Genomic DNA, 26,933 nt, shown 5'->3' with positions numbered 1-26,933 from the left:
CAGCGGAATGATCGCAGGCTGTGTCCGTGCTGTGACGACATTTCAAGAAAAGACGATCTATGGCCGGGCTCGTCGTGCGCAGGCGTCGGACGCAGGCGTCGACGGCCGACCGAGCACCACCGCACCGCGTCCGAGCCGAACCTCCGGCGGCGGTAGGTTCGGGGAGTGGCAGAGGGGGCAGGCGGCCCGGCGGGTGGCGGAGACCTTGAGATTCAGCGGCTCCGTCGCCTGTTCCGGTTCTTCGCGGCCACGCAGTGCCGTGGCCGCTCCCCGGTGTACGAGGCGCTGAGCGAGGGCGTCGCCGGCGACGACGAACTGCTGGACCTGCTCATGTCCGCGCCCGGCGAGCAGCGGCGGCCCAGCCTGCTGTTCGCGGCCGTGAACCTGCTCCTGGCGTCCAATCCCGGCTCGGCGCTGGCCGGTTACTACCCGATCCACGGCGGCCGGCGGCCGGTCGACGGCCGGCTCATGCCGGCCTTCGCCGCGTTCTGCGCCGAGCACCGCGCCGAGCTCGACCGGCTCCTGCGGACCAGGTCCACCCAGACCAACGAGATCCGCCGCTGCGTGGCTCTTCGCCTCGGCCTCGACTACGTTCATCGGCGCTGGCCGGGCCCGGTCGCCCTGGTCGAGGCGGGCGCCAGCGCGGGCCTGAATCTCCTTCTGGACCGCTACCGCTACCGCATCGGCGGCCAGAAGGTTTCCCCCGAGGACGCCGCGCCGGTGACGATCACCTGTGAGGTACGGGGCGGCATCCCCGCAGAGGGGATCCTCGGCCCGGTCCCGGAGATCACCCGCCGGCGGGGGATCGACCAGCACCCGGTCAACGTGGCCGATCCCGGAGCCCGGGCCTGGCTGGAAGCGTTCATCTGGCCCGAACAGGTCGGTGACCTCGCCGTCCTGCGAGGTGCCATCGACCTGGCCGTCTCGGCCGCGACCGTGACCGTCGCGCCCGGCGACGCGACCACCGACACCGCCCGGCTACTCGAAGAACTGCCGGGGAACGAGCCCATCGTCGTCTTCACCGCGTCCCTGCTCAGCTACCTCACGCCGGACGCGAGGAGCGCCTTCGCCGCCCAACTCCGGCAAGCCGCCGCACACCGCCCGGTGGCGTGGGTCTTCGCGGAAGCCCCCGGCCTCGTCTCGACCACCGACCACCTGATCGCACCGGACGGCCCTCTGGCCCGGCGCAACTCCCTCTACCTGGTCGGAGCCAGCCTGCGCGACTCCGACCGCCGCGACGACGCCCTGCTCGCCCTCGCCGATCCCTACCTACGCTGGCTCGCCCTGGCCCGTGAGAAGACCGACGACTTCCAGTGGCTACCGACGAACGCAACCGCATCGTGCCTGGTCGAGTTGGCGGAGGATGCGAACTCGCGAGGGGTTGCCCCCAAGACGCTTCACAAGTCTGCTGATCTACGTTCGCATTAGGTCGGAGTTCTCCGAGACCTGGGCCATGAGCACTTCGACGTACTGATCGAACGCTGGCGAATGAGACCCTGATGGACGTGCGGTGTTGTCAGTCCCCGTCGAGCGGTGGGTTCGGCATCCAGCGATCGCGTCGACGTGGGTATCGCCCCCATAGCCTGCTAGCTCGTTTGTGGGCTGCCCTGCGGTCGGAGACCCTCATGGCGGACGCGAGGCGTTCCCAGCTGATCCCTAGCCTGCGGGCGCAGTCCAGCAGGTCTGCTTCTAGCTCGTCAACATGAGTGCGTAGGAGATAAAGGGCAGCGATACCTGCGATAACCTCGTTCGCCGTTAGTTCGTCATCAACGTCTCTGGGCTCGTGTCCCTCAGCCAGGCGTTGAGCACGGCCAGCGACGTTTGCGCCGATTCGAAGGTATCTGTCAGCGTCGCGGCCGTTCGGATACTCGGTCTTCCAGCTCCGGTCCCCCAAGAGCCTGACGTCCGCCCATGGCCCGGCTTCATCAGAGTCGTGTACGCGTCGCAGCAGTGGGCTCAGCATGTCGTCATGATGGCGACATTCTTGTCGCCGCTGCAACGACGGCGGCGATATGTACCTACTTGCCGGGTTTTTCCCTGCAGGAAATGCGACAGTATGTTGGACGATCGTCTACCTGAGTGTAAAAAGTTACAACTGTCGGCTGAACGAGTTACCAGAAGGCATGCGGTATACGTCCGGTTGGTGGTCTACCGTAAGTGCATGGCTCAAGACCGTTCCCGCTTCTACGTTTACGTAGACGAGGCGGGAGACCGCGGATGGGGCAGAGCTGCCTCTCCTGTCTTCGTGCTCTCGGCCGTGATAGTTAAGGCCGTGCAAGATACGGCATTGCGGGCTGCGCTAAATAGTATCAACGTCGGACTCGAACGTCCGCCGACTCGTGAGCTGCACTGGGCCGAGAACCTTCGGCCGCATGCGACACGCAAGCACGTGGCACGGCAAATTGCTAGCTTGCCGCTGGTCTTGGCCAACGTCGTAGTCTGCAAGGATTCCCTAGTTAAAAGCGGAACCGCCCTCGATGACCCGGCGCGGACCTACCACTACGCAGTGCGGCGTCTGCTGGAGCGGGTGTCGTGGGCGGTCGACCGCAAGGACGGATGCGCCGACCTCAGATTTGCCCATGTCAGGCGGTTCAAGTACGACCCACTCTTTAAGTACCTTGAGTACCTTCGCGCAGATCCTGAGTGCAGGATCGCGTGGGCCGCACTCAAGAATGGGACCCGTCCGAAGATCGAGCAGCCAAGCCAGATCCGCGGCCTTCAGGTAGCCGACGCGGTGGCTGGCGCTGTGTACGCTGCCGTCCGGCCAGACCAGCACGGCGATGTCGAACCCGGTTACCTACGTGCCATCGCCCCACGGCTCTGGCGCGGTCCTAGCAACAACCTCCACAAGTACGGTCTGCACTTTATCCAGGGAAGGCAGCATGACTGCCGCGCCCATCATTCCTGGTTCGCCGAGCTTCAACGTACGTCTGGACTCAGATACTGAAGGCCCTCAGCGAGGGCCAGGCCGACAACTGCCACCTTAACGATGGGTGTCACGCTCAGCGCGACTGCCGGTAGTTCCTGCGCCCCTGCTGAGGGCCTTCGGGTTACACAGTACCTGGCTGTGGCGGTAAAACAACCCCTGATCTAATAAAGCTATCGTTAATGAGGAACATCACTTTGGTGTCCCCCTCGTCCTCGGAGCTAGTCTCACGGCACGTAGCGCTCATCCAGCATGCTGGCGAAGGTGTCGCCGTCACGGTAGGCGAGAGCAACGTTCACCGAGGTCGGCGAGACGTACGAATCATCGTCCGGAGGCTCTAGGGGCAGCACTGCGAGCCTCGGGCCAGCAAGGGCTTACGTGTCTGGAGTAATCGAGGAGCTGACCGACGGCCATACGGATCGCCACGCTAGAGCCACTGCTCTTGGCCTCATAGAGTACTTGCGCAGTGACTTGTAAAGATCTTTTAGCCGGGTGGCGTGTGCGCTTGAGCTTAAGCAGGCAGCGTATGACCTGGTGATCCCGTCTTTCCGGGGACACCCAAACATCCAGCAGTAGTCGTCGTGCAGTTGCGTTTCGCGGCGTCCAGCCGTGGTCCGCGGGCATCCCAGAGCGACTGCTCGACACCGTGATGCTGCTCGCTGGCTCAACCGTGGCGCTCACGGTGAAGTCGGCTGGAATGACGATAGCTTGATCTTGTCTCCTGGCGTGTGCCTCATCGTCGGCCTACCGCTCGTATGATCCGTCGAGCTGCCGCCGAAACACGAGGGTTCGACGCACGACACCAGCTGCCTTTGGCGCCTGCCGCACCGCATAGGACTTGCGATCCCTCCGCACGTCAATTTGAAGAGGGCAGCGTGCAACCAAATGATGACCACGATCTGCAGGTAACTTAGCCTCCTTACGTATACGTGTGTCAGCTGGCCTCCGGGCACCGGCAGCGCCGCCGATACAGTGCGGTTTCCGAATGCACCAGAAAAAGCAGAATGCCGAACGGGAGACCGCCCGCCAGCTCTGGCGTGGTGAGGGATGGTTGTTCGCCCTCGAATTAGCCATCGTGCCTACCCCACTGGTCGGCGATCAACATTGCCTTCTCGCTGGGCATCGGGATCACGTTCTGTACGACGGTCAGTGCGGCGGTCGGTGTGCCGGCCGGATCAATTTATGAAAGTTTCTCATGCGCAATCGAGGTTTCGGGCATGGTCGGCCGGTCCTTCCTCCTGCTGCTTCGGACGGCGGTTGAATCGATGAGCGCTGCCCGGTGACAAGCGGTTGTCTATCAGGTACCGGTGCGTCGCGGCGATCGATCCACCCTGGGTGGCCGCACGGCACTGAGCTGCGACCTGCGCCCCTGCCGTGCGGCACCGGCGGCTTAGCGCATTCCGGCCCGGCGGAGGCGGTCATGGGCTTCGTCCTGGGTCAGGCAGGTCACCGGCCGTCCGGCGGCGTGCTCGGTCTTGGCGTCGTACGCTCTCGTCCAGACGCCTGCGGCCCAGCAGCGCTGTAGCTCGCCGGGGCTGAAGGGCCGTCCGCGGGCGATGGCGTAGGCGTCCAGGAACTCGCGGGTCTCGGTCACGGTGGCGAGCGCCGGGTAGAGGAAGATGGCCGCGGCCAGTCCGGCGATGATCGCTTCGCTGTCGGCGATCAGGCTGTCCCAGTCGTAGGCCACCAGCAGCCGGTTGCCGTGCCAGCGCAGGTTGTCCGTTATCCAGTCGCCGTGCCCGATCACGGCCTGGCCCTGGTCTTCCCGCAGCTTCTCCCGGGCGGCCTGGCCCGCCGCGTCGATCCAACCCGGCCCATCCACCTGGTTCAGATCCACGTCCAGGTCCTCGGGCCAGGGCCACAGCCCGCCCTGGTCGTGGTTCCATGCCGCCCACGGCGGCGCGGGCGCTAGCGAGGGCATCTGCTCGGGTCGGGGAGCCAGGCGCACCAGCCGCGCGAGCGCGGCGGCGAAGGGCTGAGCGGTGCGGCCGGAGCCGGGCAGCACGGCCCCGCCCGGGATGTGGCTCTCGGCGCTGGCTTCATACTCACCGAGCGGCGCCGGGCCGGCCAGCGGCTGCGGACAGGGATACCCGGAATCGAACAGGCGGCGCTGCACCTCGGCGCACGCAGTGAGCCGCGGCGCGGCTGGGCGAACCCGCACCACGACCTCACGCCCGTCGGCCAGCCGTGTTCCGATCACGCAGGTGAGGTGACCCGTCCGGAACAACTCGCTCTCCGCCGGACTGCCCAGATGCAGCTCGCACCACATGGCCAGACTCGCCGCATCGACCACAGGCAGTTCGAATGCCATCCGGCCATTCTCATCGAACCGTCGCACCACGGGGACCCGATGCGCCCAAGTTCTCGCTCTCCTCGCCCGCCTCGATGGCGGCGTAGCGGCGCCGTTGGAGCTCATCGCGTTCCGCGTCCGGGATCGTCATCGACAGGCGAGCACGGCGGCGAGCGCATCCACGCGTGTGTCGCCGACGTCAGCGTGAAGATCCTGTCGATCGCTGCTGCCATCTTCTCCTTGGTCTTGACCATTGCTCATGGCCGAGTACCTCACCACCGAAGACCCCAACCCCGACAACACCGCCACCGCCGATGACCCGATCACCGAGGACGGCTACGACGACTTCACCTTCACCCAGCCCGATGCCGAGTTCGACCTGACGCCTGAGCAGGCGCGCGCGGCGCTGGCCCAGCAGATTCACCAGTGGGCCAAGGCCGGACGTGAGTCCTTCGGCAGCAAGGATCTCCAGCTGTTCCTGACCCGCATCGGCCGCAAACGCCAGTGTGCGCAAAAGGAGTACAAGCGCCTGATCGCCGAGGGCGTGATCAGCGGCTATGACGAGACCCTCGGCGGCTACCTCACTCCTGAACCGTCCCGAGGCCGCGTGAAAACCGAGGTCGCGTCGGTGGAGGTCGGGTCGGTCGCACCGCGTCTGGTGGCCGCGCTCGATCGGGTGTGGGCGGCGATCCGCCGGCGCCACCCGGAGGTGCTAGTACGAAACTGCCGCTCGTGCTCGCGACTTAATTGTCGTTGAGGAACCAATAGTGAGTGTACGATGTGCATTTGTCTTCAAACTGAGTGCCTCCGTTTTCTTCCCGGCAGATCTGTACGTAGTACTTCTTGCCTTCCTGGAGGTTCTCATCGCCCCCGTTCGACGCCTTGGCGTAGGAGCATTTCCCATCGTTGTACCAGTTGGTGAACCAGTACACTTGCTGGAGATTGTCGGTCGGACCTGTATACACGTACGCCTTGGCGTGGTACGCGTCGGACTTGGTGTCGCAGAGCTTGACTATGTCACCGTTTTCATGGACATACACGGTTCCCTCGTGAGGGGCGGAATCTGCGGAATACCAGGGGCCGTGCTCATAAGTGGCCGCTGATGCAGGAGCGGAGGGAAGCAGGAGCAGCCCCAACGCTGCCAGCGGAAGTGCCCGTTTCAGCACGGATTTGATCTTCATCTAGATTCCCATCATCTGCGAAGGAACAATCTCTCCATCGTGCCGGGGCCCTGTCCCAGGCTTGTGAGGGAGAATCCTGGGACAGGGTCGCGTGGTGGCCACAGGGAGCCGACCACGCAGACGTACAGTGCCGTGCCGCTCTGAGATGGCAACCAACCGCAGGTTCCTCAGCCCCGGAACAGATCAGGATCTGGCCCACATCTCGTGATGACCCTCTGTGGCAAGAGTCATCGCGCGAGGAGGACTCGTTTGCGGAGCAGGTCGAACTTGGCTCGCCCGTCGCATTGGCCATCGGCGTTGACGCCGGTGGCGATCAGGGTGTGCACCTTCACCGTGCGGCCGCCCTCGCGCACCTTCTGCGTCAAGGCGTCGATCCACACGAACGTATACGGGCCCTGATCGAGCGGCCGGTTACGGAAGTCGGCCACCATCTCGTCCAGCTCGCGGGCCATAACGCTGACTTGGGACTTGGACAGCTTGGTGACGCCCAGTTTGCTCGGCCGGCTTCTCCACCCGCCGTGTCGAGACGCCCAGCAGATAGGACGTGGCCACCACGCTGGCCATCGTCCGCAGCACATCCGGACTCGCCTCGGCCAGGGTCTGCTCGAACCACTCGCTCGTCACCGGCACATGTCACCTGCGGCCGCTTCGCTCTCCTTCGCCTGACTCGCATCTGGAAGGATCGCGGGGTGGCCGTCTCCGTGGACGTGAACAAGAACGCCGTCGCGTTGGCGAAACCGCCACGGATGGAGAAGAGGAGACGGAGGTAGAGCCGTACTCCCTGGAAGAGGTTCAGCGCCTGTTGCTCGAAGTCAACAAGCGTCGAAACAGCGCGCGTTGGATGCCGGCGCTGACGCTCGGTCTGCGGCAGGGCGAGACGCTCGGGCTGCGCGCTGGTCAGAGTCGGACTACGTGTTCACCAAGCCGCTGGGGGCCCGCTGAGCCCGAACACCGATTATCACGACTGGAAGCGGCTGTTCGAAGACATATGCGTCCGGGACGGTCGGCTTCACGATGCCCGGGACACGGCAGCCACTGTGCTCATGCTGCTCGGGGCCCCGGACCGCGTCATTGATCAGATCATGGGGTGAGAGCCGGGCACCTCCGCCCGTATGCGGGCGCGGTACCTCCATGTGCCGGATGCCATGCTCAAGGATATAGCCCGGAAGATCGCCGGTGCCATCTGGGGAACCTCGGGAACACCCTCTGTGGACAAAAACCAGGACAACGCGAACTGAGAAGCATGCGAAGGGTCCAGCCGATGACCAGCGGGACCCTTCGTTTTGCCTGCTCAGCGTGGCGGAGGATGCGAGATTCGAACTCGCGAGGGGTTGCCCCCAACACGCTTTCCAAGCGTGCGCCCTAGGCCACTAGGCGAATCCTCCGCGGAGAAGCCTACCGGGTTCGCGGCAGCGGCCGTACATCGATGACGGCCTCGATCGGCAGCGGGCCGTAGATGTGCGGGAAAACGCCGTCGCCGACCGCCTCGTCGCGTACGTCCAGGCCCTCCGGGTCGATCGTCAGGAGTACCAGGTCGTCCAGGTCCGCGTAGAACGCCCGCTGGACCGTACGGACCTGTTCCTCGTCCCGAGAGGCGTGGATGAAGCCGACCTCGGCGAGGGTCTGGCCGCGTGTCGAGATCTCGTACGGGCCGCCGGACGCGCGGGCGGCCTCCCAGTCGGCGCGTTCGGCGATGTGGAAGATCGTCATGCGTGGGTCTCCCGGGGATCGTTGGAACCGAGGAGAGCGTACGGGCCGAAGACGTCCTCGGGATGCCATAGACTCAGTCGAGACCCCTCGCATGGCGTCATCCTGTGAACCTCCCCAGGGCCGGAAGGCAGCAAGGATAAGCAGGCTCTGGCGGGTGTGCGGGGGGTCCTTTGCTTCTGACGAGGACGGACCCCCGATGAGTCTGGCTCTATACCGCAAGTATCGGCCAGCGACGTTCGCCGAGCTCAAGGGGCAGGAACACGTCGCCGAGCCGCTTCAGCAGGCGTTGCGCAACGGGCGCATCCATCACGCATACCTGTTCAGCGGGCCGCGCGGCTGTGGGAAGACCTCCAGCGCGCGGATTCTGGCGCGTTCGCTGAACTGTGAGCAGGGGCCGACGCCCGAGCCCTGTGGCACCTGTGAGTCCTGTATCGCGCTGGGTCCGTCCGGCGCCGGGCACATCGACGTGATCGAGATCGACGCGGCCTCCCACGGTGGTGTGGACGATGCCCGCGATCTGCGCGAACGCGCCTTCTTCGCCCCGGTGGCCGCGCGCTACAAGATCTACATCATCGACGAGGCGCACATGGTGACCCGCGAAGGGTTCAACGCGCTGCTGAAGCTCGTCGAGGAACCGCCGGCCCACCTGAAGTTCATCTTCGCGACGACCGAGCCGGAGAAGGTCATCGGGACGATCCGGTCCCGTACGCACCACTACCCGTTCCGCCTGATCCCGCCGGGCACGCTGCGCGAGCTGCTCGAGGAGATCCTCCAGAAGGAGAACGTCCCGTACGAGCCGGCCGCGATCCCGCTCGTCGTACGCGCCGGGGCCGGGTCCGCGCGGGACTCCGAGTCGATCCTGGACCAGTTGCTCGCGGGCGCCGGCGAAGAGGGCATCACGTACGCCCGCGCGGTCTCGCTGCTGGGGTACACCGACGCGACCCTGCTGGACGAGGTGGTGGACGCGATCGCCTCCCGCGACGGCGGGGCGGTGTTCGCCGCGATCGACCGGGTGATGGAGGGCGGGCAGGATCCGCGGAGGTTCGCGGCCGACCTGCTCGAACGCTTCCGCGACCTGGTGATCCTGTCGAACGTGCCCGACTCGGGGACGACCGGCCTGCTCGACGTGCCGCCGGACGAGCTGGAGCGCATGCAGGCGCAGGCGTCACGGCTCGGCCTCGCCGAGCTGACGCGCGCGGCGGACCTGCTGCACACGGGCCTGACGGAGATGCGCGGGGCGACGGCGCCGCGCCTGCTGCTCGAACTGATCTGCGCGCGCATCCTGCTGCCGGGAGCGTACGACGACGAGGCGTCGCTCCTGACCCGGCTCGACCGTCTGGAACGTCGCCTGGCGATCGGCGACGGCGCCCCGGCCGCGGACCTGCCCCCGATCCGCCGCCCCCAGCCTCCGCAGCCCGCCGACGAACGCCACGCCCCAGGCCGAACCCCCCGCACCGACCCAGCCGTGCGGGGAGAGGGCCAACCCCCGCCCGCCCAGGGGGGCGACCCCACTTCCATTGTCCAGCGCGGAGCCGGCGAGGGGGGAGGTGCGCGAGGGGCTGTGGATAACCCCGCGGCGGCCTCCGCGGCCTCCGTGACTTCCTCGGGCTCGTCTTCGGCGTCCTCGCCTGCGGCTTCGGGCGGCGGCCCAGCCGGCCCAGCCGGCCCAGCCGGCTCGGGCGGATCGCACGGCTCGAACGGCTCCGGCTCCTCGGGATCGGGTTCGGCTCCTGCGGCCTCGGCGTCTCCGGCCGGCTCGGCGTCTCCGGCCGGCTCGGCGTCTCCGGCAGGCTCGGGGCCGGAGGCTCCGGCGGGTCCCCCTTCGGTGGCTTCCGCGGCGGCCTCGTGGGGCTCGCCCAGCGCCTCCCCCGGGCAGCGGGCCACGGCGGGACGGGACGAAGGCCGTCCGGAGCGGTCCGGGCAGGCCGCCAGGGCCGGTGAGCGCGGAGGTTCCCGCGCGGCGGGCGACGACGGCTGGCCGGCGCCCACCCAGCCGGGCGGACAGCCGCAGCCACCTACGGCACCTACGGCACCCTCGGCCCCTCCGCAGCAAGGAGGGGTCGACGTCGGCGCCATTCGCCGCATGTGGGTCGACATTCTCGAGGCGGTCAAGCAGCGCAGCAAGGTCGCCTGGATCGTCCTCATGGAAGGCGTCGAGATCGCCTCGCTCGACGGTAACGTGCTCACCCTCGCGTTCGCCAACGAGGGGAAGCGTCGCGGGTTCACCACCGGCGGCAAGGACGCCGTGCTCCGTGACGCGCTCAAGGAGATCCTCGGCGTCGACTGGCGCATCGACGCGGTCCTCGACAACGGCGGTGGCGGGGGTCGTCAGGGGCCGCCGCAGCCGCCGCCCGACACCGGCGGAGGCTGGGGCTCCTCCGCCCCCCCGGCTCCCGCCTCCCCGCAACCACCCCGCGAGCAGCAACACCGGCAGCCCGAGCCTCCGCCGCCGGCGGCTCCCCCGGGCTTCGTGCCCCCGCCGCCGGGGCCGATGGACGAGGCCGACGAGGTCGATCCGGAAGGTGACGCCGACGCGGGCGCGGACAGCGCGCTGACCGGCATGGCGCTGATCGAGCAGGTACTCGGAGGAAAGGTCATTCAGGAGATCGACAACGCTTGACCTCCGGATGAAGCCCATTTGCCGCATCCGTAGGTCACTCTGATCCCGGCAGCTGCCGGGAGCAGGTCCCGCGTGTCGTACGCGGTCACCGGCACGGGAGATGCCCGGAATTTCGATCACGGGTGGGCGCGTACCGCATCGGCGGCGAACCCCGTAGTCTCGTGCCATCGGACGATCGAACGAGGAGACGCCGTGGAACCCGGAGGCGAGCCGAATATCCAGCAGATGCTGCAGCAGGCGCAGCGGATGCAGGAGCAGCTCATCAACTTGCAGCGTGAGCTCGCGGAGGCCGAGATCGAGGGCACTGCGGGAGGCGGGCTGGTCACGGCGACGGTGAACGGTCAGAACGAGCTGGTCAAGCTCGTCATCGACCCCGCCGCGATCGACCCGGGTGACCCGCAGGACACCGCTGAGACCGTCGCCGACCTGGTGGTCGCCGCGATCCACAACGCCGGCGAGGAGGCGCAGCGGCTCCAGGAGACCAAGATGGGGCCGCTGACCGAGGGATTGGGCAGCCTTGGAGGCGGTGTCGGAGGAGGGGGACTGCCCGGCGGGCTCGGCCTGCCCGGGCTCTGATGACACTGGTGCCCAGGCCCTGACGAACAGGCCCTGACGAACAGGCTTGCCGAACAGGCCCTGACGAACAGGAACAGCCCGACGAACGGGCTCTGGCGCACCGATCACCGAGCTCTGACGAGCCGGTGCCGCACACCCTACGATCTTCGCCCAGAACAACACCGACAGAAGGGAGGGAGCCGTGTACGAGGGGGTCGTTCAGAACCTCATCGACGAGCTGGGCAGGCTGCCCGGGGTCGGGCCGAAGAGCGCGCAGCGGATCGCCTTCCATCTGCTCGCGGCGGACCCCGCGGACGTCTCACGGCTGACCGAGGCGTTGCGGGAGGTCAAAGATAAAGTCAGGTTTTGTAAAGTCTGCGGTAATGTGGCTGAGGCAGAGGAATGCCGGATCTGCCGGGATGCTCGCCGTGACCTGCATGTGATCTGTGTGGTCGAGGAGCCGAAGGATGTCGTCGCGATCGAAAAGACGCGCGAGTTCCGTGGCCGCTATCACGTGCTCGGTGGTGCGATCAGCCCGATCGAAGGGGTCGGCCCCGACGATCTGCGGATCCGGGAGCTCATGCAGCGGCTCGCCGACGGAGAGGTGACCGAGCTCATTCTGGCCACCGACCCGAACCTCGAAGGTGAGGCGACCGCGACCTATCTCGCCCGGCTTGTGAAACCGATGGGTCTCACCGTCACGCGGCTCGCCAGCGGCCTGCCCGTGGGGGGCGACCTGGAATACGCCGACGAGGTCACACTCGGCCGTGCGTTCGAAGGACGGAGGCTGCTCGATGTCTGAGAACAGCTGGACCACGCTCGCCGATCGAGTGGCGAAGCATGTCGACACCTACCTGGCCGGGCTCGAGGCCGTGGCCAAGGGCGAGGCCGGCGAGCACGCCGTGCCCTACCTGCTGCTGGAGGTCTCGCAGATCGCGATGGCCGGGGCGCGCCTCGGCGCCAGCACCGACGTGATCCTCCCGGACAACTGGGAGCCGGACGTCGGCGAGGACCCCGATCTGGACGCCGTACGGCAGGGGCTGGCCGAGCGTCTCACGCAGGTCGACGACTACATGGAGGTCTTCGACCCGTACAAGGACACCGAGGCGACGCCGTACCGGCTCTCCGACGATCTCGTCGACGTCGCCAGCGACCTGGTGCACGGCCGCCGGCACTACGAGGCCGACCGCAAGCTCGAGGCGCTGTGGTGGTGGCAGTACAGCTACTTCAACCACTGGGGCAACCATGCCGGGGCGGCGCTGCGTGCCCTTTACGCGGTTTCGGCGAGTGCGCGCCTGGACGTCATGGAGGAACAGGTCGCGGGTTGACGAAAGGTTTCCCGCGGCTCGCCGAGAAAGACGCAAATCTCGCATAGCGGGATATCGTTTCGCGGTGCAGGCCCCTGACCTCGGTAGACTCGGCGCGTCAAACTACGCCTGAACCGAGGAGTGCACACGCGTGGCTCTAGTCGTGCAGAAGTACGGTGGCTCCTCCGTCGCGGACGCGGAAAGCATCAAGCGCGTCGCCCAGCGCATCGCCAACACCAAACGCGACGGACATGACGTCGCCGTCGTGGTGTCCGCGATGGGGGACACGACGGACGAGCTGATCGATCTGGCCAACCAGGTCAGCCCCCTGCCGCCGGCACGTGAACTCGACATGCTGCTCACCTCGGGAGAGCGCATCTCGATGGCGTTGCTCGCGATGGCCATCGCCAACCTCGGTCACGAGGCGCGGTCGTTCACCGGCTCCCAGGCCGGCGTCATCACCGATGGCAGCCACGGCAAGGCCCGGATCATCGACGTCACGCCCGGCCGCATCCGCGGGGCCCTCGACGACGGACTGATCGCGATCGTGGCCGGCTTCCAGGGAGTGTCCCAGAACTCCAAGGACGTCACGACGCTCGGCCGCGGCGGTTCGGACACCACGGCGGTCGCGCTCGCCGCCGCGCTCGGCGCCGACGTCTGTGAGATCTACACCGACGTGGACGGCATCTTCACCGCCGACCCCCGCATCGTTCCGGCCGCCCGGCGCATCCCCGATATCTCTTACGAGGAGATGATGGAGATGGCGGCCTGTGGCGCCAAGATCCTGCACCTGCGCTGTGTGGAGTACGCCCGGCGCTACGCCATGCCCATCCACGTGCGGTCGTCGTTCAGCAACAAGACCGGCACCTGGGTCAAGTCCAGCATCGAGGGAAACGCGATGGAACAAGCGATCATCTCCGGCGTCGCCCACGACCGGAGCGAAGCCAAGATCACGGTCGTCGGCGTGCCCGACAAGGTGGGCGAGGCGGCCACGATCTTCCAGACGCTCGCCGACGCCGAGATCAACATCGACATGATCGTGCAGAACATCTCGGCCGCCGCGACGAGCCGTACGGACATCTCCTTCACCCTCCCGCGCACGGACGGGCAGACGGCGATGGCCGCCCTCAACAAGATCAAGGAACGCATCGGGTTCGACTCGCTGCGGTACGACGACCAGATCGGCAAGGTCTCGCTGATCGGCGCCGGCATGCGTTCCCACCCCGGCGTGACCGCCAAGTTCTTCGGCTCCATCGCCGACACCGGCGTCAACATCGAGATGATCTCCACCTCCGAGATCCGGATCTCGGTGGTGGTCGACCAGGACGACGTCGACGCCGCCGTCACCGCCGCGCACCGCGCCTTCGACCTCGACTCCGACCAGGTCGAGGCCGTCGTCTACGGAGGGACCGGCCGATGACCGAGCGCAAGCCCACTCTCGCCCTCGTCGGCGCCACCGGCGCCGTCGGCACCGTCATGCGCGAGATCGTCTCGTCCCGCGAGGACGTCTACGGCGAGATCCGTCTCGTCGCCTCCGCCCGCTCGGCCGGCCGCCGCCTGCCCGTACGCGGCGAGGAGCTCGTCGTCCAGGAGCTGACCCCGGAGGTCTTCGACGGCGTCGACATCGCGATGTTCGACGTGCCCGACGAGGTCTCCAAGACCTGGGTGCCGATCGCGGCCGAGCGCGGTGCGGTCGTCGTGGACAAGTCAGGCGCGTTCCGGATGGAGCCGGACGTCCCGCTCGTCGTGCCCGAGGTCAACCCCGAGGCCGTACGCGAGCGGCCGCGTGGCATCATCTCCACGCCCAACTGCACGACGCTGTCGATGATGGCCGCGATGGGCGCGCTGCACGCCGAGTACGGCCTGAGCGCCCTCGTCGTCGCCTCGTACCAGGCGGTCTCCGGTGCGGGCGTGGCCGGCACCGAGCGGCTGTACGCCGAGATCGAGGCCGTCGCCGGCGACCGTACGCTCGGCCAGACCGCCGGTGACGTGCGCAAGGCGATCGAGGACAAGCTCGGCGACGCCGAGTCGCCGTTCCCGGCGCCGATGGCCCTCAACGTCGTGCCGTGGGCGGGCTCGCTCAAGGACGACGGCTGGGCGTCGGAGGAGCTCAAGCTCCGCAACGAGTCCCGCAAGATCCTCGGCATCCCCGGCCTGAAGGTCTCCTCCACCTGCGTACGGGTGCCGGTGATCACGACGCACTCACTGGCCGTGCACGCGACGTTCGAGCGTCCGGTCGACGTCGCGGGCGCGCGGGCGATCCTCGAGGCCGCCCCGACCGTGGTGGTCATGGACGACCCGGCGAACTCCGTGTACCCGACCCCGGCGGACGTCGTCGGCACCGACCCGACGTACGTCGGGCGGATCCGGCAGGCGATCGACTTCCCGAACACCCTCGACCTGTTCGTGTGCGGCGACAACCTGCGCAAGGGCGCGGCCCTGAACGCCGCGGAGATCGCCGAACTGGTCGCGGCCGAGTTCACCGGCTGACTTTCGCCAGCCGAGTAGCTGTGGGATGGAGGCCCGGGCGCCGCCCGGGCCTCCGTGTTTCACGAGAAACATTGATCACTTGACTTCTTCCCCCAGCTGAGCAGTGGGGATTCGACCCTCGCGGGTTGAGTTTTCTGCTTCACCGTCGAGTGCCGACCCGAACAACGGCGAGGAGGCCGACCCGCTGTCGGCGCCGACAGCGGGTAGGCCTCCTTTCGCCCTCCTCCGCAAGAGGCGTGATTGCTGCCCCACCTGAAGGCGGCGTCTTCCCGGAGGTATCACATGAACGTGACGTCCCAGTGTGACGGCTCACGAGCGAACAGGCTCCGGCCGGCCGTCCGGAACTGCGCCGCGCCGTCGCCGCGCCGGTGAATGCGGTGGTAGTGGTGGCGGACGAAGCGGTTGAGGCAGCGGCTGGGCAGAATGTCGAGCTTGTAGCCCGCGCCGTGGCTGTAGTGGCCGTGCGCGTGGCCCCTCTCGGTGCCGCCTGAGATCACCAGGCCGCAGCGGCTCGCCTCCTTCAGCCGGAGCACGCCGTCGAGTGTGGACGGTCGTAGCCCCTCGAACGAGGTGCAGTGCGGGTTCCTCCGGCGCGTGCAGTGCCCGGAGGAGACCCAGTGAAGTCCCGCCGCACGAAGCAGAGAGCCGGCCTCCTGCTGGTGCAGGGGTTCCGACGGTGTTTTCCGGTCGTGCGTCCATGCTTGGGCCGTACCGGCCGTTAAGGCGAAGAACGCCGTGGCGCAGCCGGTCATCACGGTCAGCCGTGTCGACATCCAACCTCCCTGTGCCGTCGCATGCGCCCAGCGGCAGCATCTGCCACGTGTCACGCGATCGCGTGGCAGGAGACGCGCCGTTTTGCGAAACGAGGTCGGAACCCTGGCTCGTTGTTGGCCTGCGCCGACTCGGTGCGTGAAGAGACGTACAGTGTCGCCTGTGGCCGTACCGACCAAGTCCGAGCAGACCCGGGATCTGATCGCCAAGACCGCTTTGCGGCTTTTTCGCGAGCGCGGTTACGAGGCCACGACGATGCGGGCCATCGCCACCGAGGCCGGCGTTTCAGTGGGAAACGCGTACTACTACTTCGCCTCCAAGGAAGAGCTGATCCAGCTCTACTTCGAGCACTCCCAGGAGGACCACACCGAGGCGTCCCGCGACGTCCTGGCCGGGGAGCGCGAGTTCCGGGCCCGGCTGCTCGGCGTGTTGCGCGCCCGCATCGACACGCTCCAGCCGTACAAGGAGTTCGCCGGCAAGTTCTTCAAGTACGCGGCCGAGCCCTCGAGCCCGCTGAGCCCGTTCAGCACCGAGTCCGGCCCGGTCCGCGAGGCGTCCATCACGCTCTACCGCGAGGTCGTGGAGGGCTCGACGCTGAAGACGGACGCCGAGATCCGGGCCGAACTCCCCGAGCTGCTGTGGCTCTACTCCATGGGCGTGGTCCTCTACTGGGTCTACGACAGCAGCCCGGACGCGGAGAACACCTATCGCCTGGTCGAACGCACCGTGCCGCTGATCGACCGGCTGGTCGGCATGGCCCGCCTGCCCGGCATGCGCGGCGTCGTCCGCGAGGCCCTGTCCACCTACCGCGACCTGCGCCGGTAAAAAGACCGTCCAGTCGCGGCCCGTTCGGTTGACCGGCTTCCCCAGAGGGGAACCAAGACACCGGACGACGCCGACGAGGCACCCGCGGTGTCGGGACGGCGCGGAAAACCAGGTGCGGCGGACCGTACGGTGCTGCGAGGGTGACCCGGATGGACCGCCAGACGATCTCCGCGCTCGCCCACGCCGACCACCCCATCGCCGCTCCGCTGGATCCCGCGTCCGTACGGGAGCTGATCGCGAAGGCGATCCGGCGTGGCGACGAGCGGCTCCTCGACCTCGGCTGCGGCGGTGCCGCGTGGCTGCTGAGCGCCCTCGCCGACCATCCCCGCGTACGGGCCGAGGGCGTCGACCTCTCCGCTCCGGCGCTCGCGCAGGCGGGAGAGGCCGCCACGGCCCTCGGCGTACGGGACCGGCTGGTCCTCCACCACGCCGACGCCACGGCGTACGCGCCGGCCGAGCCGTTCGACGTCGTGCTCAGCGTGGGGGCGACTCACGCGTTCGGCGGCCTGCTCCCCACGCTCGCGGCGGCGCGGCGGCACCTGGCGCCCGGCGGCCGGGTCATCGTCGGCGACGGCTTCTGGGAGCAACCGCCCGGCCCCGCCGCCGTCGAGATCTTCGGTGGGCTGGAGGACCTGCCGGCCACCGTGGACCGGGTCACCGGCGACGGCTGGGTCCCCGTGTACGGGCACATCAGCACACGTCAGGAGCTGGACGCCTACGAGTGGTCCTGGACCGGCTCGCTCTCCTCCTGGGCCCTCGACCACCCGGACGACCCCGACGCCGCCGAGGCGCTCGCGGTGGCGACCACGCACCGCGACGAATGGCTGCGCGCGTACCGCGGCACCTTCGGCTTCGTCTGCCTCGTCCTGCGCCTCGCCGCTCAGTGAGCGGCGATCGCGTCCAGCTCGCGGAGCGCGTCGGCGGGGAGGGTGATCTCGGCGGCGCCCACGTTCTCGCGAAGGTGGGTTCGGGAGGAGGTGCCGGGGATGAGAGTCATCGTCGGCGACCGCTGGAGCAGCCACGCCAGGGCGACCTGCTGCGTGGAGAAGCCGAGGTCGGCGGCCACCTTGTTCAGCGTGTCGGACTGCAGCGGTGAGAACCCGCCGAGCGGGAAGATCGCGACGTAGGCGATGTTCTCGCGCGCGGTGCGCTCGACCATGGCGTCGTCGTCGCGTTCGGCGAGGTTGTAGAGATTCTGGACCGCCACCACCGGCGCGATGCCCTGCGCCTCGGTGAGCTGTGCGTCGGAGGCGCAGCTGAGCGCCAGATGGCGGATGAGCCCCTCGGCGCGCAGCTCGGCGAGCGCGCCGAACTGCTCGGCGATCGAGTCGTCCGTCATGCCTCCGTGCGCGGTGCGCGTCTCCAGCCGCAGGTACACGACGTCGAGGACGTCGAGCCGCAGGTGGTCGAGGTTGTCGTGCACCTGGGCGACGAGGTCCTCGGGGTCCAGTGAGTGGATCCAGGAGCCGTCGTCCCCGCGCCGCGCCCCGACCTTCGTCGCGATGTGCAGGCCGGACGGGTACGGGTGCAGGGCCTCCCGGATCAGCTCGTTGGTGATGGTCGGGCCGTAGAAGTCGGCGGTGTCGATGTGCGTGACGCCGAGGTCCACGGCCTCCCGCAGCACCGCGACGGCCTCGTCGCGGTCGCGCGGTGGCCCGAACACCCCGGGCCCGGCGAGTTGCATGGCGCCGTATCCCAGGCGCGAGATGGTGAGGTTCTCGGCGAGCGTGAGCGTCCCGCCTGGAGCTGTGGTCACGTTGGCCTTCTCTCCGCATCGGTTAACTAACCGGTTACCTAATCCACTATGGGCAGAACTAACCATTTAGTCAATTGGCACTACTCTTGACCTTGTGAGCGCAGCCGAGACCAAGGACCGCATCCTGGACGCGGCGTTCGCGGAGTTCTCCGAGTACGGCGTCGCGGGAGCACGGGTCGACCGGATCGCGAAGAAGGCCCGGTGCAACAAGAACCTGATCTATGTCTACTTCGAGAACAAGGAGACGTTGTTCGGCGCGGTGCTCCAGCGCCACCTCTTCGACGCCTACGACGGTGTCCCGTTCGACCCCGACGACCTGCCGGGACTGGCGGGCCGGGTGTTCGACCGCGCCCGGTCCAACCCCGGCGTCTACCGGCTGCTGGCGTGGGCGACGCTCGAACGCACCACCGCCCTGCCGCCGACGCGCGAGCGCGAACACGACCGCAAGGTCGCGCTCCTGCGCGAGCGGCAGAAGGCGGGTGCCGTTCGCGACGACATCTCGCCGGTCCTCCTCTTGATGGCCGTGCTCGCGCTCGCCACCGCGTGGTCCCCGGACTTCCCCTTCGGGAGCACCGCGAACCCCTCCGCCGACCTGCCCGACGACGAGGTCCGCGACGCGGTCGTACGGATGGTCGCCGGCATCACCGGGCAGGAGAAGCAGGGGTAGATTCGGGCGCCGGCGGGTGCCTCACGTCACCGAACGCGGCGTGACGGCCTCTTGCCTCGTGGCCGCCTCCGCCGGTCGCCTCCCGCACTCAGGTCCGCGGCGTGCCGACGTTCAGCGCTGCGGGCTCAGTCCCGCCACCGTCAGCCGGAACAGCCGGTCCGCCGAGGCGGCCGGGTCCGGGTGGCGCTCCGTCGCGAGGACGATGCCGACGATCAGCGTGAGCAGGTCGGTCATGGTGACGGATCCGGCCACCGCGCCGTCCCGCATCGCACGGTGCAGGAGGGGATCCCCCGCCTCTTCCAGCGCCGCCGCGCAGGAGTTCCCCTGCACCGGGTCGGGCTCGGGCCCGTCGTAGGCCAGCGCCGCCGCCAGCCCCCGCGCGGAGGCGCAGTAGGCGACGACGTCGCCCAGCCACTCCAGCAGCGCGCTCCGGCTGTCGTCTCCGCCGGTGAGGTCCTGGGCGCGGGCCCGCAACGCCTCGATCCGTTTCCGTGACACCGCCGTCAGCAGCGCCTGCCGCGTGGGGAAGTGCCGGCGCACGGTCGCCGAGCCGACCCCCGCGACGCGGGCGATCTGCTCCAGGGAGGCGTCGGCGCCGTGGGCGGCGATCTCGTCCTCGGCCACGGCGAGGATGCGTGCGTAGTTGCGCCGCGCGTCCGCGCGCTGACGGTCGGGCATGTCATCTCCACGGTTGTTAAGTGGCGGACCCCGCCGTATCGTATCGCGAGTAAACGGCGGGGCCCGCCACTTATTCGCGAAGCACCCGAGGAGCACTCATGTCCACCGACTCCACGCCCGTCCTGGTCACCGGCGCCACCGGCCGGCAGGGTGGGGCCACCGCCCGCGCGCTGCGCGCGGCGGGTGTTCCCGTACGCGCCCTGGTGCGCGACCCCGGCACGGACGCGGCCAAGGCCGTCGAGGCGCTCGGCGCCGAACTGGTCACCGGCGATCTGCATGACCGCGACTCCGTGATCCGGGCCGCCAAAGGCGTCCGCGCCGTCTTCTCCGTGCAGATGCCCGCCATGACCGGGGACGCCGTCGACTTCGACGGAGAGATCGCCCAGGGCGTCAACCTCATCGAGGGCGCGAAGGCCGCCGGAGTGCCGCAGTTCGTGCACACGTCCGTCAGCGGCGCCGGACGGCAGACGGAGATCCCCGGCTGGGCCGAAGGCCGGTGGTCCGCGCTGGAACCCCCCTTGCGCGCGAAGACCGCGATTCAGGACCGGCTCCGCGAGGCCGGCTTCCCGCACTGGACGCTCCTCAAGCCGGCCTTCTTCATGGAGAACTTCCTGCCGTCCATGGCGTTCCTGTTCCCGCGTGGCATCGAGGGCGGCCTGGTCAGCCTCCTGAAGCCCGAGACCCGGCTGTCACTGGTGGCCACGGAGGACATCGGCCGGGCGGCCGCCGCGGCCATCGCCGCGCCGGAGCGGTTCGACCGGGTCGAGCTGGAACTGGCGAGCGACTACCTGTCGATGGCGGAGATCGCCGAGGTCCTCTCGCGCGTCCTGGGCACACGGCTGTCCGCCCCGGACATGACCGAGGAGGAGGCTTTCGCCGCCGGAATGCCGGCGATGGGCGTCTCGCACGCGTACATGAACGTGTCCGGCCAGCCGGCTCGCCCGGAGTACGCGAGGGCCCTCGGCATCCCGCTCACCGGCTTCGAGGAATGGGCGCGGACGCACATGCGGGCCACCGCCTGACCGGTCGCACCCGTGCGGAGACCGCCCGGACGCCGGACGGTCTCCGAGGCCGGACCATGCCGGCCGCCCGGCGCCTAGATCAGATCGAGGTGCTTGCGGGCGAAGTCGATGGTCGCGGCCATCTGGCGGATCCGCTCCTCGACCACGAGCGAGCCGTGGCCCGCGTCGTACCGGTAGACCTCGTGCTCCTTGCCCAGCTCCTTAAGCCGCGCCAGGTAGTTGTCGATCTGCCGGATCGGGCAGCGCGGGTCGTTCTCGCCCGCCATGACCAGCACCGGCGTGGTGACCCGGTCGGCGTACGTGATCGGCGACGAGGCGGCGTACCGCTCCGGCACCTCGGCCGGCGACCCCCCGAACAGCGACCGGTCGAACGCCTGCAGCGCCTCCATCTCGTCCTCGTACGCCGCGACGTAGTCCGCCACCGGCACGATGCCGATCGCGACCGACCAGTCGTCCGGCTGCACGCCGATGCCCAGCAGCGTGATGAAGCCGCCCCAGGAGCCGCCGGTCAGCACCAGCCGTGCCGGGTCGGCGAGATGCGTGGCGACCGCCCAGTCGCGCACCGCCTTGATGTCCTCCAGCTCCACCAGCCCCGGGCGGCCCTCGATCGCGTCGCGCCATTCGCTGCCGTAGCCACTGGAGCCGCGGTAGTTGACCCGGACGACGGCGAAGCCGTGGTCCACCCACGCCGCGGCGTCCGGGGAGAAGGAGTCGTCGTCGTAGGCCGCCGGGCCGCCGTGGACGTCGAACACGGTCGGGAACGGGCCGGGGCCCGCGGGCTTGGAGACCAGGGCGTGGATCTCGCCGCCCGGACCGGTGACCCAGGCGTCCTCGACCGTCACCGACGGCGGCGCGGGCTCGCCGGGCGGGGTCAGCACGACCGCGCCGGACGTCGAGCGGATCACCGGCGGGGACGCCGAGGAGGACCAGGAGAACTCCACCGTGCCGTCCGGGCGCGCGGTGGCCGAGCCGATCACGCCGCGCGGCGTGTCGATCTGCCGCAGGGTCCCCGTGGACAGGTCGTAGCGGTACAGCTCGTCGCGCGCGTGGTGGGAGCGGGAGACCAGCAGCGCCGACGCGTCCGGGTACCAGTCGGCGCCGACCTCGCCGGACAGGTCCAGCGCGATCTCCTCGACCGTGCCGTTCACCGGGTCCCAGATCAGCGGCTCGGACCGGCCGCGGCGTTCGTGCTCGACGAGCAGCCGCTGGTCGCCCGCGACCGGGGAGAACGCGACCGCGCCCAGGCCCTTGCCCGGCCCGTCCCACAGGTCGGCGACGGTGGAGCCGTCCGGCCGTACGACGCGCAGCGCCATGTGGCGGCTGTCGCCGTGCTCGCTGTGGTTGATCGCGGCGAGCGACTCGTCCTCGGACAGGTCGATGATGTACGCGTCCTCGTCGTGCGCGTACAGGACGCGCGGCTCCTCGCCCGGGGCGCACCAGTGGATGGTCGAGCCGCTCTCGGTGGTCCGGCCGATCACCGCCAGCCCGCTGGAGCCCACCGCCAGCCCGGCCGGGTACGCCGGCTCCAGCTTGGGCGCGGCGTCCTCGCCGCCGCCGAACGGCTCGCGCCGCCACACCCCGAACTCGTCGCCGTCGGTGTCGGCGAACCACCAGATCCACTCACCGGTCGGGTCGACACCGCCCATCCAGGTGCCGTTCGGCCGGTCGGTCACCTGGCGTTTGACGTCGGTCTCGCGGTCCCAGGAGTAGATCTCCCAGGTGCCCGTGGCGTTGGAGCGGTAGACGCTGCGGTGCGGTGCGTCATGGGCCCAGCTCGGCAGGCTCACGCGTGCCGCGCGGAACCGTGCCTTCCAGCGTTCGTCATCGACCATGGACCAAGCATCTCAGTCCGTGGCCTGACCCGGAGGCAGGGACCGCAGACGGAGCATGGTCGTCTTGGCGCCGAAGCCCCAGTCGAGCATGGCCGCGGCGTCCTTGAACCGGCGGTTCGAGTCCGTGGCGGTGCTGTTCAGCACCAGGCCGAGGAGCGTACGGCCGCTGCGCTGGGCGGCGAAGACCAGGGAGTACCCGGCCGCGTTGGTGTGCCCGGTCTTGATGCCGATCGCGCCGCTGTAGGAGCCGAGCAGCAGGTTGGTGTTGGCCCACTTGTAGGCCGCGTGCCCGCTGGTCTTGCCGAGCGAGTACGACTGGCGGGCCACGATGGTCCTGAAGTTCGTGCTGGTCATGGCGTAGCGGGCCAGCAGGATCAGGTCGTGCGGGGTGGAGTAGCCCTCTTTGTGCGTCGAGGTCGGCAGCCCGTCGGCGTTGAGATAGTGCGTCGAGGTCATCTTCAGCGCGGCGGCCTCCTTGTTCATCTTCGCGACGAAGTCGGTCTGGCCGGGCCCGTAGATGTCGGCGAGGGCGTACGCGGCGTCGCAGCCGGACGGCAGCAGCATGGCGTTCAGCAGCTGCCGTACGGTCACCTTGTCGCCGGCCTTGAGACCGGCGCTGCTCGCGTCGTTGTTCCTGACGTGGTCGACGTAGGACTTCTTGATCGTGACGGTCCTGTCGAGGCCGCCCGCGCGGAGCGCGATGACCGCGGTCATCATCTTCGTGATGCTGCCGATCGGCCGCTTCGTGGTCGTCGCGACGCCCCACAGCTTCTTGGCCGTGTCCATGTCGTAGAGGTAGGCGCCCTTCGCGGCGACGCCGGATGGACCGGAGGCGGCCGCCGGGGTCACCGGGCCCGCGGGCGTCGTGCGGGCCGCGAGTCCGATCCGCGCTGGGCTCGCGGCTCCGGCGGTGACCGGGACCGCGCCGAGCAGTCCCGCGACGGCCACGGCGACGATCAAACGGGCGCTGAGGCGCATGGGGGCTCCAGAGGTGGGGGGAATATCCGTGCATGCTGACAGCACGGCTATTTCATCGGCAACCAGGCGCGCGGGGACGGTATCGGTCGCGGCCGTCGCCGGCCACCTGGCCGCGAAGTCAGCGCCTCCTGCCCTCGCGGGTGGCCGTACCGGGTTCTGGACCGGTCCGGGGCCGGGTGGCTTACCTTTGAGGGGTGGCGTCGCAGTCCTCGACCGAGTCAGTTCCCCGGCCTGCCGCAGGCGGCGCCGACGAGGTCACGCACGGCTACCCACCGCCCGCCCGGCCGGTGGGGTCGACCGTCGTGGCCTACTGCGGCGCCATCATGACCGTACGCGGCGAGTCGTCGGCCTCCCCGCCACCGGATACCTGCGCCGAGTGCGCGGCGATCTGGAAGCGCCGGCGGCGCCGGTCGCGCTGAGAGCCCCCGGGGCCCGTCGGCCGGTCAGGGCGCGGCGGCGGCCAGCCAGCCGGACAGCAGGTCTTCGTCGCCGAAGACCGTGCAGCGCTCCGGTCCGTACCGCCCGTACAGCAGGAGGAGCAGGTCGCTCGTTGCCCCGCGTACGGCGGCCGTGCCCTTGCCGTGGCCGCGTTCCCAGCGCGTGCCGTCCGGGCTCAGCGTGATCATCCACTCCCCGTCGCCGTCGGTGGCGTGCAGGTGCAGCGTCTCCCCGAACCGGCCGAACTCCGCGATCCGGCCGGTGATCCGTGGATGGTGAGGGTAGGAGGTGAGGAACTCCTCGATGCCGTCCGCGGCGAGCTCGCGGTCGATGACGGGTTCGCGGCCGAGGGCGAGCTCGGCGTCGGCGCGGTGGACGACGGTCTCGTGCAGCACCCGGCGCGACCAGAAGCGCACGTGTTGGTCGGGCCCGAACGTCCAGGCCGGCGTCTCGCCCGGTGTCGCGCGCAGCGTCGTCACCAGCGGCCGTACGCCGGCCGCGAGCCAGCGCGGATAGTCGCCGACGTCGTCGGGCAGGCCGAGGTCGAGGTCGCGAACGGAGACGCGCTCCTCCGGCAGCGTGCGCACGATGTGGGTGATCCAGCGCTGGACCGTGCCGTAGTGCCGGATGAGGTCGGCGACGGTCCAGCCGGGACAGGTGGGGACCGGCGTCGCGAGGTCGGTCTGACCGACGACCTCGACGAGCCGCGCGATCTCGGGCTCGGCGGCGGAGATGTGGCGTTCGTGGTCGCTCATCCGCCGGAGCATAGAGCCGCCCATCCGCCGGAGGACAGAACGGTGGCTGTGCGGGCCGACCGCGTCACGGCATTCTTGAACGCATGGAATCTGAACTCACGCTCATGGCGGTGCACGCCCATCCCGACGATGAGGTGCTGAGCACGGGTGGCGTCTTCGCGCGGTACGCCGAAGAGGGCGTCCGCACCGTCCTGGTGACCTGTACGAACGGCGAGCAGGGCGACGGTCCGGACGGCGTCAAGCCCGGCGAGCCGGGTCACGACGAGGAGGCGGTACGCGAGCGGCGGCTCGCCGAGCTGCGCGACTCGGTCGCGCACCTGGGCATCGAGCACGTGGAACTGCTCGGCTACCGTGACTCCGGCATGGCGGGCTGGGACGCCAACACCCGCGACGACGTCTTCGCCAACGTTCCCCTGGCACGGTCCGCGGCCAAGCTCACCGCCCTGATGGACAAGTACCGCCCCCAGGTGCTGGTCACCTACGACGAGAACGGCGGGTACGGTCACCCCGACCACATCCAGGCGCACCGCATCGCGAGGGTCGCGGCGGAGACGCAGCGGGACAGACGCGGCATCCCGCACAAGGTCTACCACACGGCCATGCCCCGGTCGCGGTTCCGCGCGATGGGCCCGATGCTGCGCGAGGCGGGTGTGGACTTCGACTTCGACTTCGAAGAACTGCCCGATGACTTCGGCACGCCGGACGAGAAGGTCACCACGTACATCGACGTGCGGCGGTACGTCGATCGCAAGCGCAAGGCGCTCGCGGCGCACGCGAGCCAGGCCGACAACATCTTCTTCTTGCGGCTGCCGGACGACCTCCTGCCCCAGGTGCTCGGCTTCGAGGCGTTCGTCCGCGTCAAGAGCGACGTCCCCGTGCCCGACGACGAGGACGACCTGTTCGCCGGGATCCGCTGACCGACGATCCCGCGTGGCGAGCCCCGTCCTTCCGGGCGGGGCCGGCGCAACCTCGACCTACGCGGGTCGCCACCGTCCGCCGAACTCCTCGGAGCTCGGCGGCGGGCCGGGCAGCCGGGTGGCGCCCGGATGGGCGCGCAGGGCGTCCAGCAACAGCGCCAGGTAACGACGCAGCGTGGCGGTGCGCTCGGCATCGCCGAGACGGATCGCGGCGATCTGCTCGAAGATCATCGGTATGTCGTTGGCGTGCAGGTCGGGTCGCAGCGCCCCGGCGGCCTTCGCCCGGCGGAACACCCGGTCGGCCAGCGCGGTCGCGTGCGCGGCCAACTCGTGCAGCTCGGCCGTGGGGGTGAACGTGCCGGCCAGCCGTACCGTCAGGGAGTGCACGTCGGAGTCGGTGACACCCCGTACGAAGCCGGCGAACGCCTCCCATGGATCCCCGTCTTCGGCCACGGCGGCCTCGGCGAGGGCGATGAACCGGTGCAGCCCGTCCGCGCACAGGGTCCGTAGCAACTCCTCCTTGCCCGCGTAGCGGCGGTACAGCGCGCCCACGCCCACGCCGGCCCGCTCGGCGACCGCGGAGATCGGTGCGCCGGGCTCCCGCATAACTGAAGGGGAAGACCATGACCGCAATCTCCTGGGACGTGCTGAACCAGGCCCACAGCGCACTGCGGACGGCCGTGGCCGAGGTCGCCGACGCCGACTGGAAGCTGCCCACGCCGTGCGAGCAGTGGAACGTCGCCCAGGTGCTGCGGCACGCCTGCGGCGACCAACTCGCCTACGCCGCTGCGATCACACCGGGAGCGGTGGCCCGAGCGAGAACCCCTTCGAGCCCGCCGAGGAGGCTCCCGACGCCCCGCAGGCACTGCTCGCCACCGCACTGGACGGCTCGACGCGCGCATTCGCGACGGTGAGCCCCGGTGCGCAGGCCGTTCCGTCACCCCTCCCGCAGGGCCCGCTGCCGGCCGAGACCGTCGTCGGCGCCGCCGCGCTCGACGCCGCGGTGCACGCCTGGGACATCGCGGTCGCCGTCGGCCTGCCCTCACCGCTGAGCGCGGACCTCGCCGCCCTGTTGACGCCCGTCGCTACCACGCTCGCCGAACCGCTTCGCGGCTTCGCCTACGCGCCGGCCCTCGACCCGCGGCCGGGGGACGACGCCGTCGCCGGGCTGCTGCGCTACCTCGGCCGCCGTCCCGACTGGACCCGGTGACACGG

Annotated in this window: 27 protein-coding genes, 1 tRNA gene, 1 other RNA gene and 1 pseudogene; 18 read left to right on the top strand and 12 right to left on the bottom strand. The window is 69.2% G+C overall.

Translation table 11 applies throughout. The features are described 5' to 3' along the window. Positions 1 to 165 precede the first annotated feature (165 nt). Together OG417_RS01305 and OG417_RS01300 are read left to right on the top strand one after the other, a co-directional pair. On the top strand, positions 166 to 1,428 hold the full coding sequence (locus tag OG417_RS01305) for a DUF2332 domain-containing protein (protein ID WP_329248466.1): 1,263 nt from the start codon (positions 166 to 168) through the stop codon (positions 1,426 to 1,428). 541 nt (positions 1,429 to 1,969) lie between these two features. Further along, positions 1,970 to 2,947 carry a DUF3800 domain-containing protein gene (locus OG417_RS01300; protein ID WP_329248464.1) on the top strand — a complete coding sequence of 326 codons (978 nt, stop codon included), beginning with the start codon at positions 1,970 to 1,972 and terminating at the stop codon, positions 2,945 to 2,947. 1,369 nt (positions 2,948 to 4,316) lie between these two features. Here the strand turns inward: OG417_RS01300 and OG417_RS01295 are convergent. Then, positions 4,317 to 5,237 carry a phosphotransferase gene (locus OG417_RS01295; protein WP_329248461.1) on the bottom strand — a complete coding sequence of 307 codons (921 nt, stop codon included), beginning with the start codon at positions 5,235 to 5,237 and terminating at the stop codon, positions 4,317 to 4,319. A gap of 238 nt (positions 5,238 to 5,475) precedes the next feature. On the opposite strand from OG417_RS01295, the gene OG417_RS01290 reads away from it, so the two are divergent. After that, positions 5,476 to 5,973 carry a hypothetical protein gene (locus OG417_RS01290; RefSeq protein WP_329248458.1) on the top strand — a complete coding sequence of 166 codons (498 nt, stop codon included), beginning with the start codon at positions 5,476 to 5,478 and terminating at the stop codon, positions 5,971 to 5,973. On the opposite strand, the gene OG417_RS01285 is transcribed toward OG417_RS01290, so the two are convergent. From OG417_RS01285 to OG417_RS01270, 4 genes and pseudogenes are all read right to left on the bottom strand, one after another. After that, positions 5,960 to 6,397: a hypothetical protein gene (locus OG417_RS01285; protein ID WP_329248455.1), complete on the bottom strand. Its 438-nt coding sequence runs from the start codon at positions 6,395 to 6,397 to the stop codon at positions 5,960 to 5,962. The genes OG417_RS01290 and OG417_RS01285 overlap by 14 nt on opposite strands. Positions 6,398 to 6,684: 287 nt before the next feature. After that, positions 6,685 to 6,961 (bottom strand): annotated as a pseudogene (locus tag OG417_RS01280) (transposase); the annotation flags it as partial. Between the two features lie 733 nt (positions 6,962 to 7,694). Next, positions 7,695 to 7,782 (bottom strand) — tRNA-Ser (locus OG417_RS01275). 10 nt (positions 7,783 to 7,792) lie between these two features. Further along, positions 7,793 to 8,107: a DUF952 domain-containing protein gene (locus OG417_RS01270; RefSeq protein ID WP_329248453.1), complete on the bottom strand. Its 315-nt coding sequence runs from the start codon at positions 8,105 to 8,107 to the stop codon at positions 7,793 to 7,795. 78 nt (positions 8,108 to 8,185) lie between these two features. Here OG417_RS01270 and ffs point away from each other — a divergent pair. From ffs to OG417_RS01235, 7 genes are all read left to right on the top strand, one after another. Next, positions 8,186 to 8,281: signal recognition particle sRNA small type (ffs, locus tag OG417_RS01265), an RNA gene on the top strand. Positions 8,282 to 8,303: 22 nt separating this feature from the next. Beyond that, on the top strand, positions 8,304 to 10,727 hold the full coding sequence (locus tag OG417_RS01260; RefSeq protein ID WP_329248451.1) for a DNA polymerase III subunit gamma and tau: 2,424 nt from the start codon (positions 8,304 to 8,306) through the stop codon (positions 10,725 to 10,727). Positions 10,728 to 10,919: 192 nt separating this feature from the next. Continuing rightward, the gene (locus tag OG417_RS01255; RefSeq protein WP_329248449.1) at positions 10,920 to 11,303 is read left to right on the top strand and encodes a YbaB/EbfC family nucleoid-associated protein; all 384 of its coding nucleotides are present in this window, start codon (positions 10,920 to 10,922) and stop codon (positions 11,301 to 11,303) included. Positions 11,304 to 11,484: 181 nt separating this feature from the next. Continuing rightward, positions 11,485 to 12,084: a recombination mediator RecR gene (recR, locus tag OG417_RS01250; RefSeq protein ID WP_329248446.1), complete on the top strand. Its 600-nt coding sequence runs from the start codon at positions 11,485 to 11,487 to the stop codon at positions 12,082 to 12,084. Continuing rightward, the gene (locus tag OG417_RS01245) at positions 12,077 to 12,610 is read left to right on the top strand and encodes a DUF5063 domain-containing protein (protein WP_329248443.1); all 534 of its coding nucleotides are present in this window, start codon (positions 12,077 to 12,079) and stop codon (positions 12,608 to 12,610) included. Before recR ends, OG417_RS01245 begins: the two co-directional genes overlap by 8 nt. A gap of 130 nt (positions 12,611 to 12,740) precedes the next feature. Beyond that, entirely contained in the window at positions 12,741 to 14,009 is a 1,269-nt protein-coding gene (locus OG417_RS01240; RefSeq protein WP_329248440.1) for an aspartate kinase, read from the top strand. Further along, positions 14,006 to 15,079 (top strand): aspartate-semialdehyde dehydrogenase, encoded by a 1,074-nt coding sequence (locus OG417_RS01235; protein ID WP_329248437.1) that lies wholly within the window; start codon positions 14,006 to 14,008, stop codon positions 15,077 to 15,079. The genes OG417_RS01240 and OG417_RS01235 overlap by 4 nt, the downstream gene beginning before the upstream one ends. A 278-nt stretch (positions 15,080 to 15,357) precedes the next feature. Here OG417_RS01235 and OG417_RS01230 read toward each other — a convergent pair whose 3' ends face one another. After that, complete coding sequence (locus tag OG417_RS01230) at positions 15,358 to 15,852, bottom strand: hypothetical protein (RefSeq protein ID WP_329248434.1); 495 nt, start codon at positions 15,850 to 15,852, stop codon at positions 15,358 to 15,360. A gap of 160 nt (positions 15,853 to 16,012) precedes the next feature. Between OG417_RS01230 and OG417_RS01225 the strand changes: the two genes are divergently transcribed. After that, complete coding sequence (locus OG417_RS01225) at positions 16,013 to 16,675, top strand: TetR/AcrR family transcriptional regulator (protein WP_329248432.1); 663 nt, start codon at positions 16,013 to 16,015, stop codon at positions 16,673 to 16,675. Between the two features lie 149 nt (positions 16,676 to 16,824). Beyond that, entirely contained in the window at positions 16,825 to 17,562 is a 738-nt protein-coding gene (locus tag OG417_RS01220; RefSeq protein WP_329248430.1) for an SAM-dependent methyltransferase, read from the top strand. Here OG417_RS01220 and OG417_RS01215 read toward each other — a convergent pair. Then, a complete protein-coding gene (locus tag OG417_RS01215; RefSeq protein WP_329248427.1) occupies positions 17,556 to 18,431 on the bottom strand; it encodes an oxidoreductase in 876 nt (291 codons plus the stop codon). The two genes, OG417_RS01220 and OG417_RS01215, sit on opposite strands and share 7 nt — an antisense overlap. Before the next feature lie 94 nt (positions 18,432 to 18,525). On the opposite strand from OG417_RS01215, the gene OG417_RS01210 reads away from it, so the two are divergent. After that, positions 18,526 to 19,098 (top strand): TetR family transcriptional regulator, encoded by a 573-nt coding sequence (locus OG417_RS01210; protein ID WP_329248424.1) that lies wholly within the window; start codon positions 18,526 to 18,528, stop codon positions 19,096 to 19,098. Between the two features lie 111 nt (positions 19,099 to 19,209). Here the strand turns inward: OG417_RS01210 and OG417_RS01205 are convergent, their stop codons facing one another. Further along, positions 19,210 to 19,776, bottom strand: a complete 567-nt coding sequence (locus OG417_RS01205) for a TetR/AcrR family transcriptional regulator (RefSeq protein ID WP_329248420.1) — start codon at positions 19,774 to 19,776, stop codon at positions 19,210 to 19,212. Positions 19,777 to 19,874: 98 nt separating this feature from the next. Between OG417_RS01205 and OG417_RS01200 the strand changes: the two genes are divergently transcribed. Further along, complete coding sequence (locus tag OG417_RS01200; protein ID WP_329248415.1) at positions 19,875 to 20,798, top strand: NmrA/HSCARG family protein; 924 nt, start codon at positions 19,875 to 19,877, stop codon at positions 20,796 to 20,798. 74 nt (positions 20,799 to 20,872) lie between these two features. On the opposite strand, the gene OG417_RS01195 is transcribed toward OG417_RS01200, so the two are convergent. Both OG417_RS01195 and OG417_RS01190 read right to left on the bottom strand, forming a co-directional pair. Continuing rightward, positions 20,873 to 22,630 carry a S9 family peptidase gene (locus OG417_RS01195; protein ID WP_329248413.1) on the bottom strand — a complete coding sequence of 586 codons (1,758 nt, stop codon included), beginning with the start codon at positions 22,628 to 22,630 and terminating at the stop codon, positions 20,873 to 20,875. A 12-nt stretch (positions 22,631 to 22,642) separates the two neighbouring features. Further along, positions 22,643 to 23,608 carry a D-alanyl-D-alanine carboxypeptidase family protein gene (locus OG417_RS01190; RefSeq protein ID WP_329248409.1) on the bottom strand — a complete coding sequence of 322 codons (966 nt, stop codon included), beginning with the start codon at positions 23,606 to 23,608 and terminating at the stop codon, positions 22,643 to 22,645. Positions 23,609 to 23,802: 194 nt separating this feature from the next. Between OG417_RS01190 and OG417_RS01185 the strand changes: the two genes are divergently transcribed. Then, positions 23,803 to 24,027, top strand: a complete 225-nt coding sequence (locus tag OG417_RS01185; RefSeq protein ID WP_329248407.1) for a hypothetical protein — start codon at positions 23,803 to 23,805, stop codon at positions 24,025 to 24,027. A 24-nt stretch (positions 24,028 to 24,051) separates the two neighbouring features. On the opposite strand, the gene OG417_RS01180 is transcribed toward OG417_RS01185, so the two are convergent. After that, on the bottom strand, positions 24,052 to 24,801 hold the full coding sequence (locus OG417_RS01180) for a maleylpyruvate isomerase family mycothiol-dependent enzyme (protein WP_329248404.1): 750 nt from the start codon (positions 24,799 to 24,801) through the stop codon (positions 24,052 to 24,054). A gap of 83 nt (positions 24,802 to 24,884) precedes the next feature. Between OG417_RS01180 and OG417_RS01175 the strand changes: the two genes are divergently transcribed. Next, entirely contained in the window at positions 24,885 to 25,718 is an 834-nt protein-coding gene (locus OG417_RS01175; RefSeq protein ID WP_329248401.1) for a PIG-L family deacetylase, read from the top strand. Between the two features lie 57 nt (positions 25,719 to 25,775). Here OG417_RS01175 and OG417_RS01170 read toward each other — a convergent pair whose 3' ends face one another. After that, the gene (locus OG417_RS01170; RefSeq protein WP_329248399.1) at positions 25,776 to 26,324 is read right to left on the bottom strand and encodes a TetR/AcrR family transcriptional regulator; all 549 of its coding nucleotides are present in this window, start codon (positions 26,322 to 26,324) and stop codon (positions 25,776 to 25,778) included. A 17-nt stretch (positions 26,325 to 26,341) separates the two neighbouring features. On the opposite strand from OG417_RS01170, the gene OG417_RS01165 reads away from it, so the two are divergent. Both OG417_RS01165 and OG417_RS01160 read left to right on the top strand, forming a co-directional pair. After that, on the top strand, positions 26,342 to 26,632 hold the full coding sequence (locus OG417_RS01165; RefSeq protein ID WP_329248395.1) for a maleylpyruvate isomerase N-terminal domain-containing protein: 291 nt from the start codon (positions 26,342 to 26,344) through the stop codon (positions 26,630 to 26,632). Further along, positions 26,629 to 26,928, top strand: a complete 300-nt coding sequence (locus tag OG417_RS01160; protein WP_329248392.1) for a hypothetical protein — start codon at positions 26,629 to 26,631, stop codon at positions 26,926 to 26,928. The genes OG417_RS01165 and OG417_RS01160 overlap by 4 nt, the downstream gene beginning before the upstream one ends. Positions 26,929 to 26,933 lie beyond the last annotated feature (5 nt).

The sequence above is a fragment of the Actinoallomurus sp. NBC_01490 genome (assembly GCF_036227085.1).
GTDB lineage: Bacteria > Actinomycetota > Actinomycetes > Streptosporangiales > Streptosporangiaceae > Actinoallomurus > Actinoallomurus oryzae.
Note: the sequence above shows the minus strand (reverse complement) of the source record. Positions and strands in the feature narration are given on the sequence as shown.

What these genes read in the sequence shown, in the direction of transcription:
- OG417_RS01300 (WP_329248464.1), top strand. Translation starts at nt 1,970, where the DNA reads ATGATGGCGACATTCTTGTCGCCGCTGCAACGACGGCGGCGATATGTA.
- OG417_RS01295 (WP_329248461.1), bottom strand. Translation starts at nt 5,237, where the DNA reads ATGGCATTCGAACTGCCTGTGGTCGATGCGGCGAGTCTGGCCATGTGG.
- OG417_RS01290 (WP_329248458.1), top strand. Translation starts at nt 5,476, where the DNA reads ATGGCCGAGTACCTCACCACCGAAGACCCCAACCCCGACAACACCGCC.
- OG417_RS01285 (WP_329248455.1), bottom strand. Translation starts at nt 6,397, where the DNA reads ATGAAGATCAAATCCGTGCTGAAACGGGCACTTCCGCTGGCAGCGTTG.
- OG417_RS01270 (WP_329248453.1), bottom strand. Translation starts at nt 8,107, where the DNA reads ATGACGATCTTCCACATCGCCGAACGCGCCGACTGGGAGGCCGCCCGC.
- OG417_RS01260 (WP_329248451.1), top strand. Translation starts at nt 8,304, where the DNA reads ATGAGTCTGGCTCTATACCGCAAGTATCGGCCAGCGACGTTCGCCGAG.
- OG417_RS01245 (WP_329248443.1), top strand. Translation starts at nt 12,077, where the DNA reads ATGTCTGAGAACAGCTGGACCACGCTCGCCGATCGAGTGGCGAAGCAT.
- OG417_RS01235 (WP_329248437.1), top strand. Translation starts at nt 14,006, where the DNA reads ATGACCGAGCGCAAGCCCACTCTCGCCCTCGTCGGCGCCACCGGCGCC.
- OG417_RS01230 (WP_329248434.1), bottom strand. Translation starts at nt 15,852, where the DNA reads ATGTCGACACGGCTGACCGTGATGACCGGCTGCGCCACGGCGTTCTTC.
- OG417_RS01220 (WP_329248430.1), top strand. Translation starts at nt 16,825, where the DNA reads ATGGACCGCCAGACGATCTCCGCGCTCGCCCACGCCGACCACCCCATC.
- OG417_RS01205 (WP_329248420.1), bottom strand. Translation starts at nt 19,776, where the DNA reads ATGCCCGACCGTCAGCGCGCGGACGCGCGGCGCAACTACGCACGCATC.
- OG417_RS01200 (WP_329248415.1), top strand. Translation starts at nt 19,875, where the DNA reads ATGTCCACCGACTCCACGCCCGTCCTGGTCACCGGCGCCACCGGCCGG.
- OG417_RS01195 (WP_329248413.1), bottom strand. Translation starts at nt 22,630, where the DNA reads ATGGTCGATGACGAACGCTGGAAGGCACGGTTCCGCGCGGCACGCGTG.
- OG417_RS01190 (WP_329248409.1), bottom strand. Translation starts at nt 23,608, where the DNA reads ATGCGCCTCAGCGCCCGTTTGATCGTCGCCGTGGCCGTCGCGGGACTG.
- OG417_RS01180 (WP_329248404.1), bottom strand. Translation starts at nt 24,801, where the DNA reads ATGAGCGACCACGAACGCCACATCTCCGCCGCCGAGCCCGAGATCGCG.
- OG417_RS01175 (WP_329248401.1), top strand. Translation starts at nt 24,885, where the DNA reads ATGGAATCTGAACTCACGCTCATGGCGGTGCACGCCCATCCCGACGAT.
- OG417_RS01170 (WP_329248399.1), bottom strand. Translation starts at nt 26,324, where the DNA reads ATGCGGGAGCCCGGCGCACCGATCTCCGCGGTCGCCGAGCGGGCCGGC.
- OG417_RS01165 (WP_329248395.1), top strand. Translation starts at nt 26,342, where the DNA reads ATGACCGCAATCTCCTGGGACGTGCTGAACCAGGCCCACAGCGCACTG.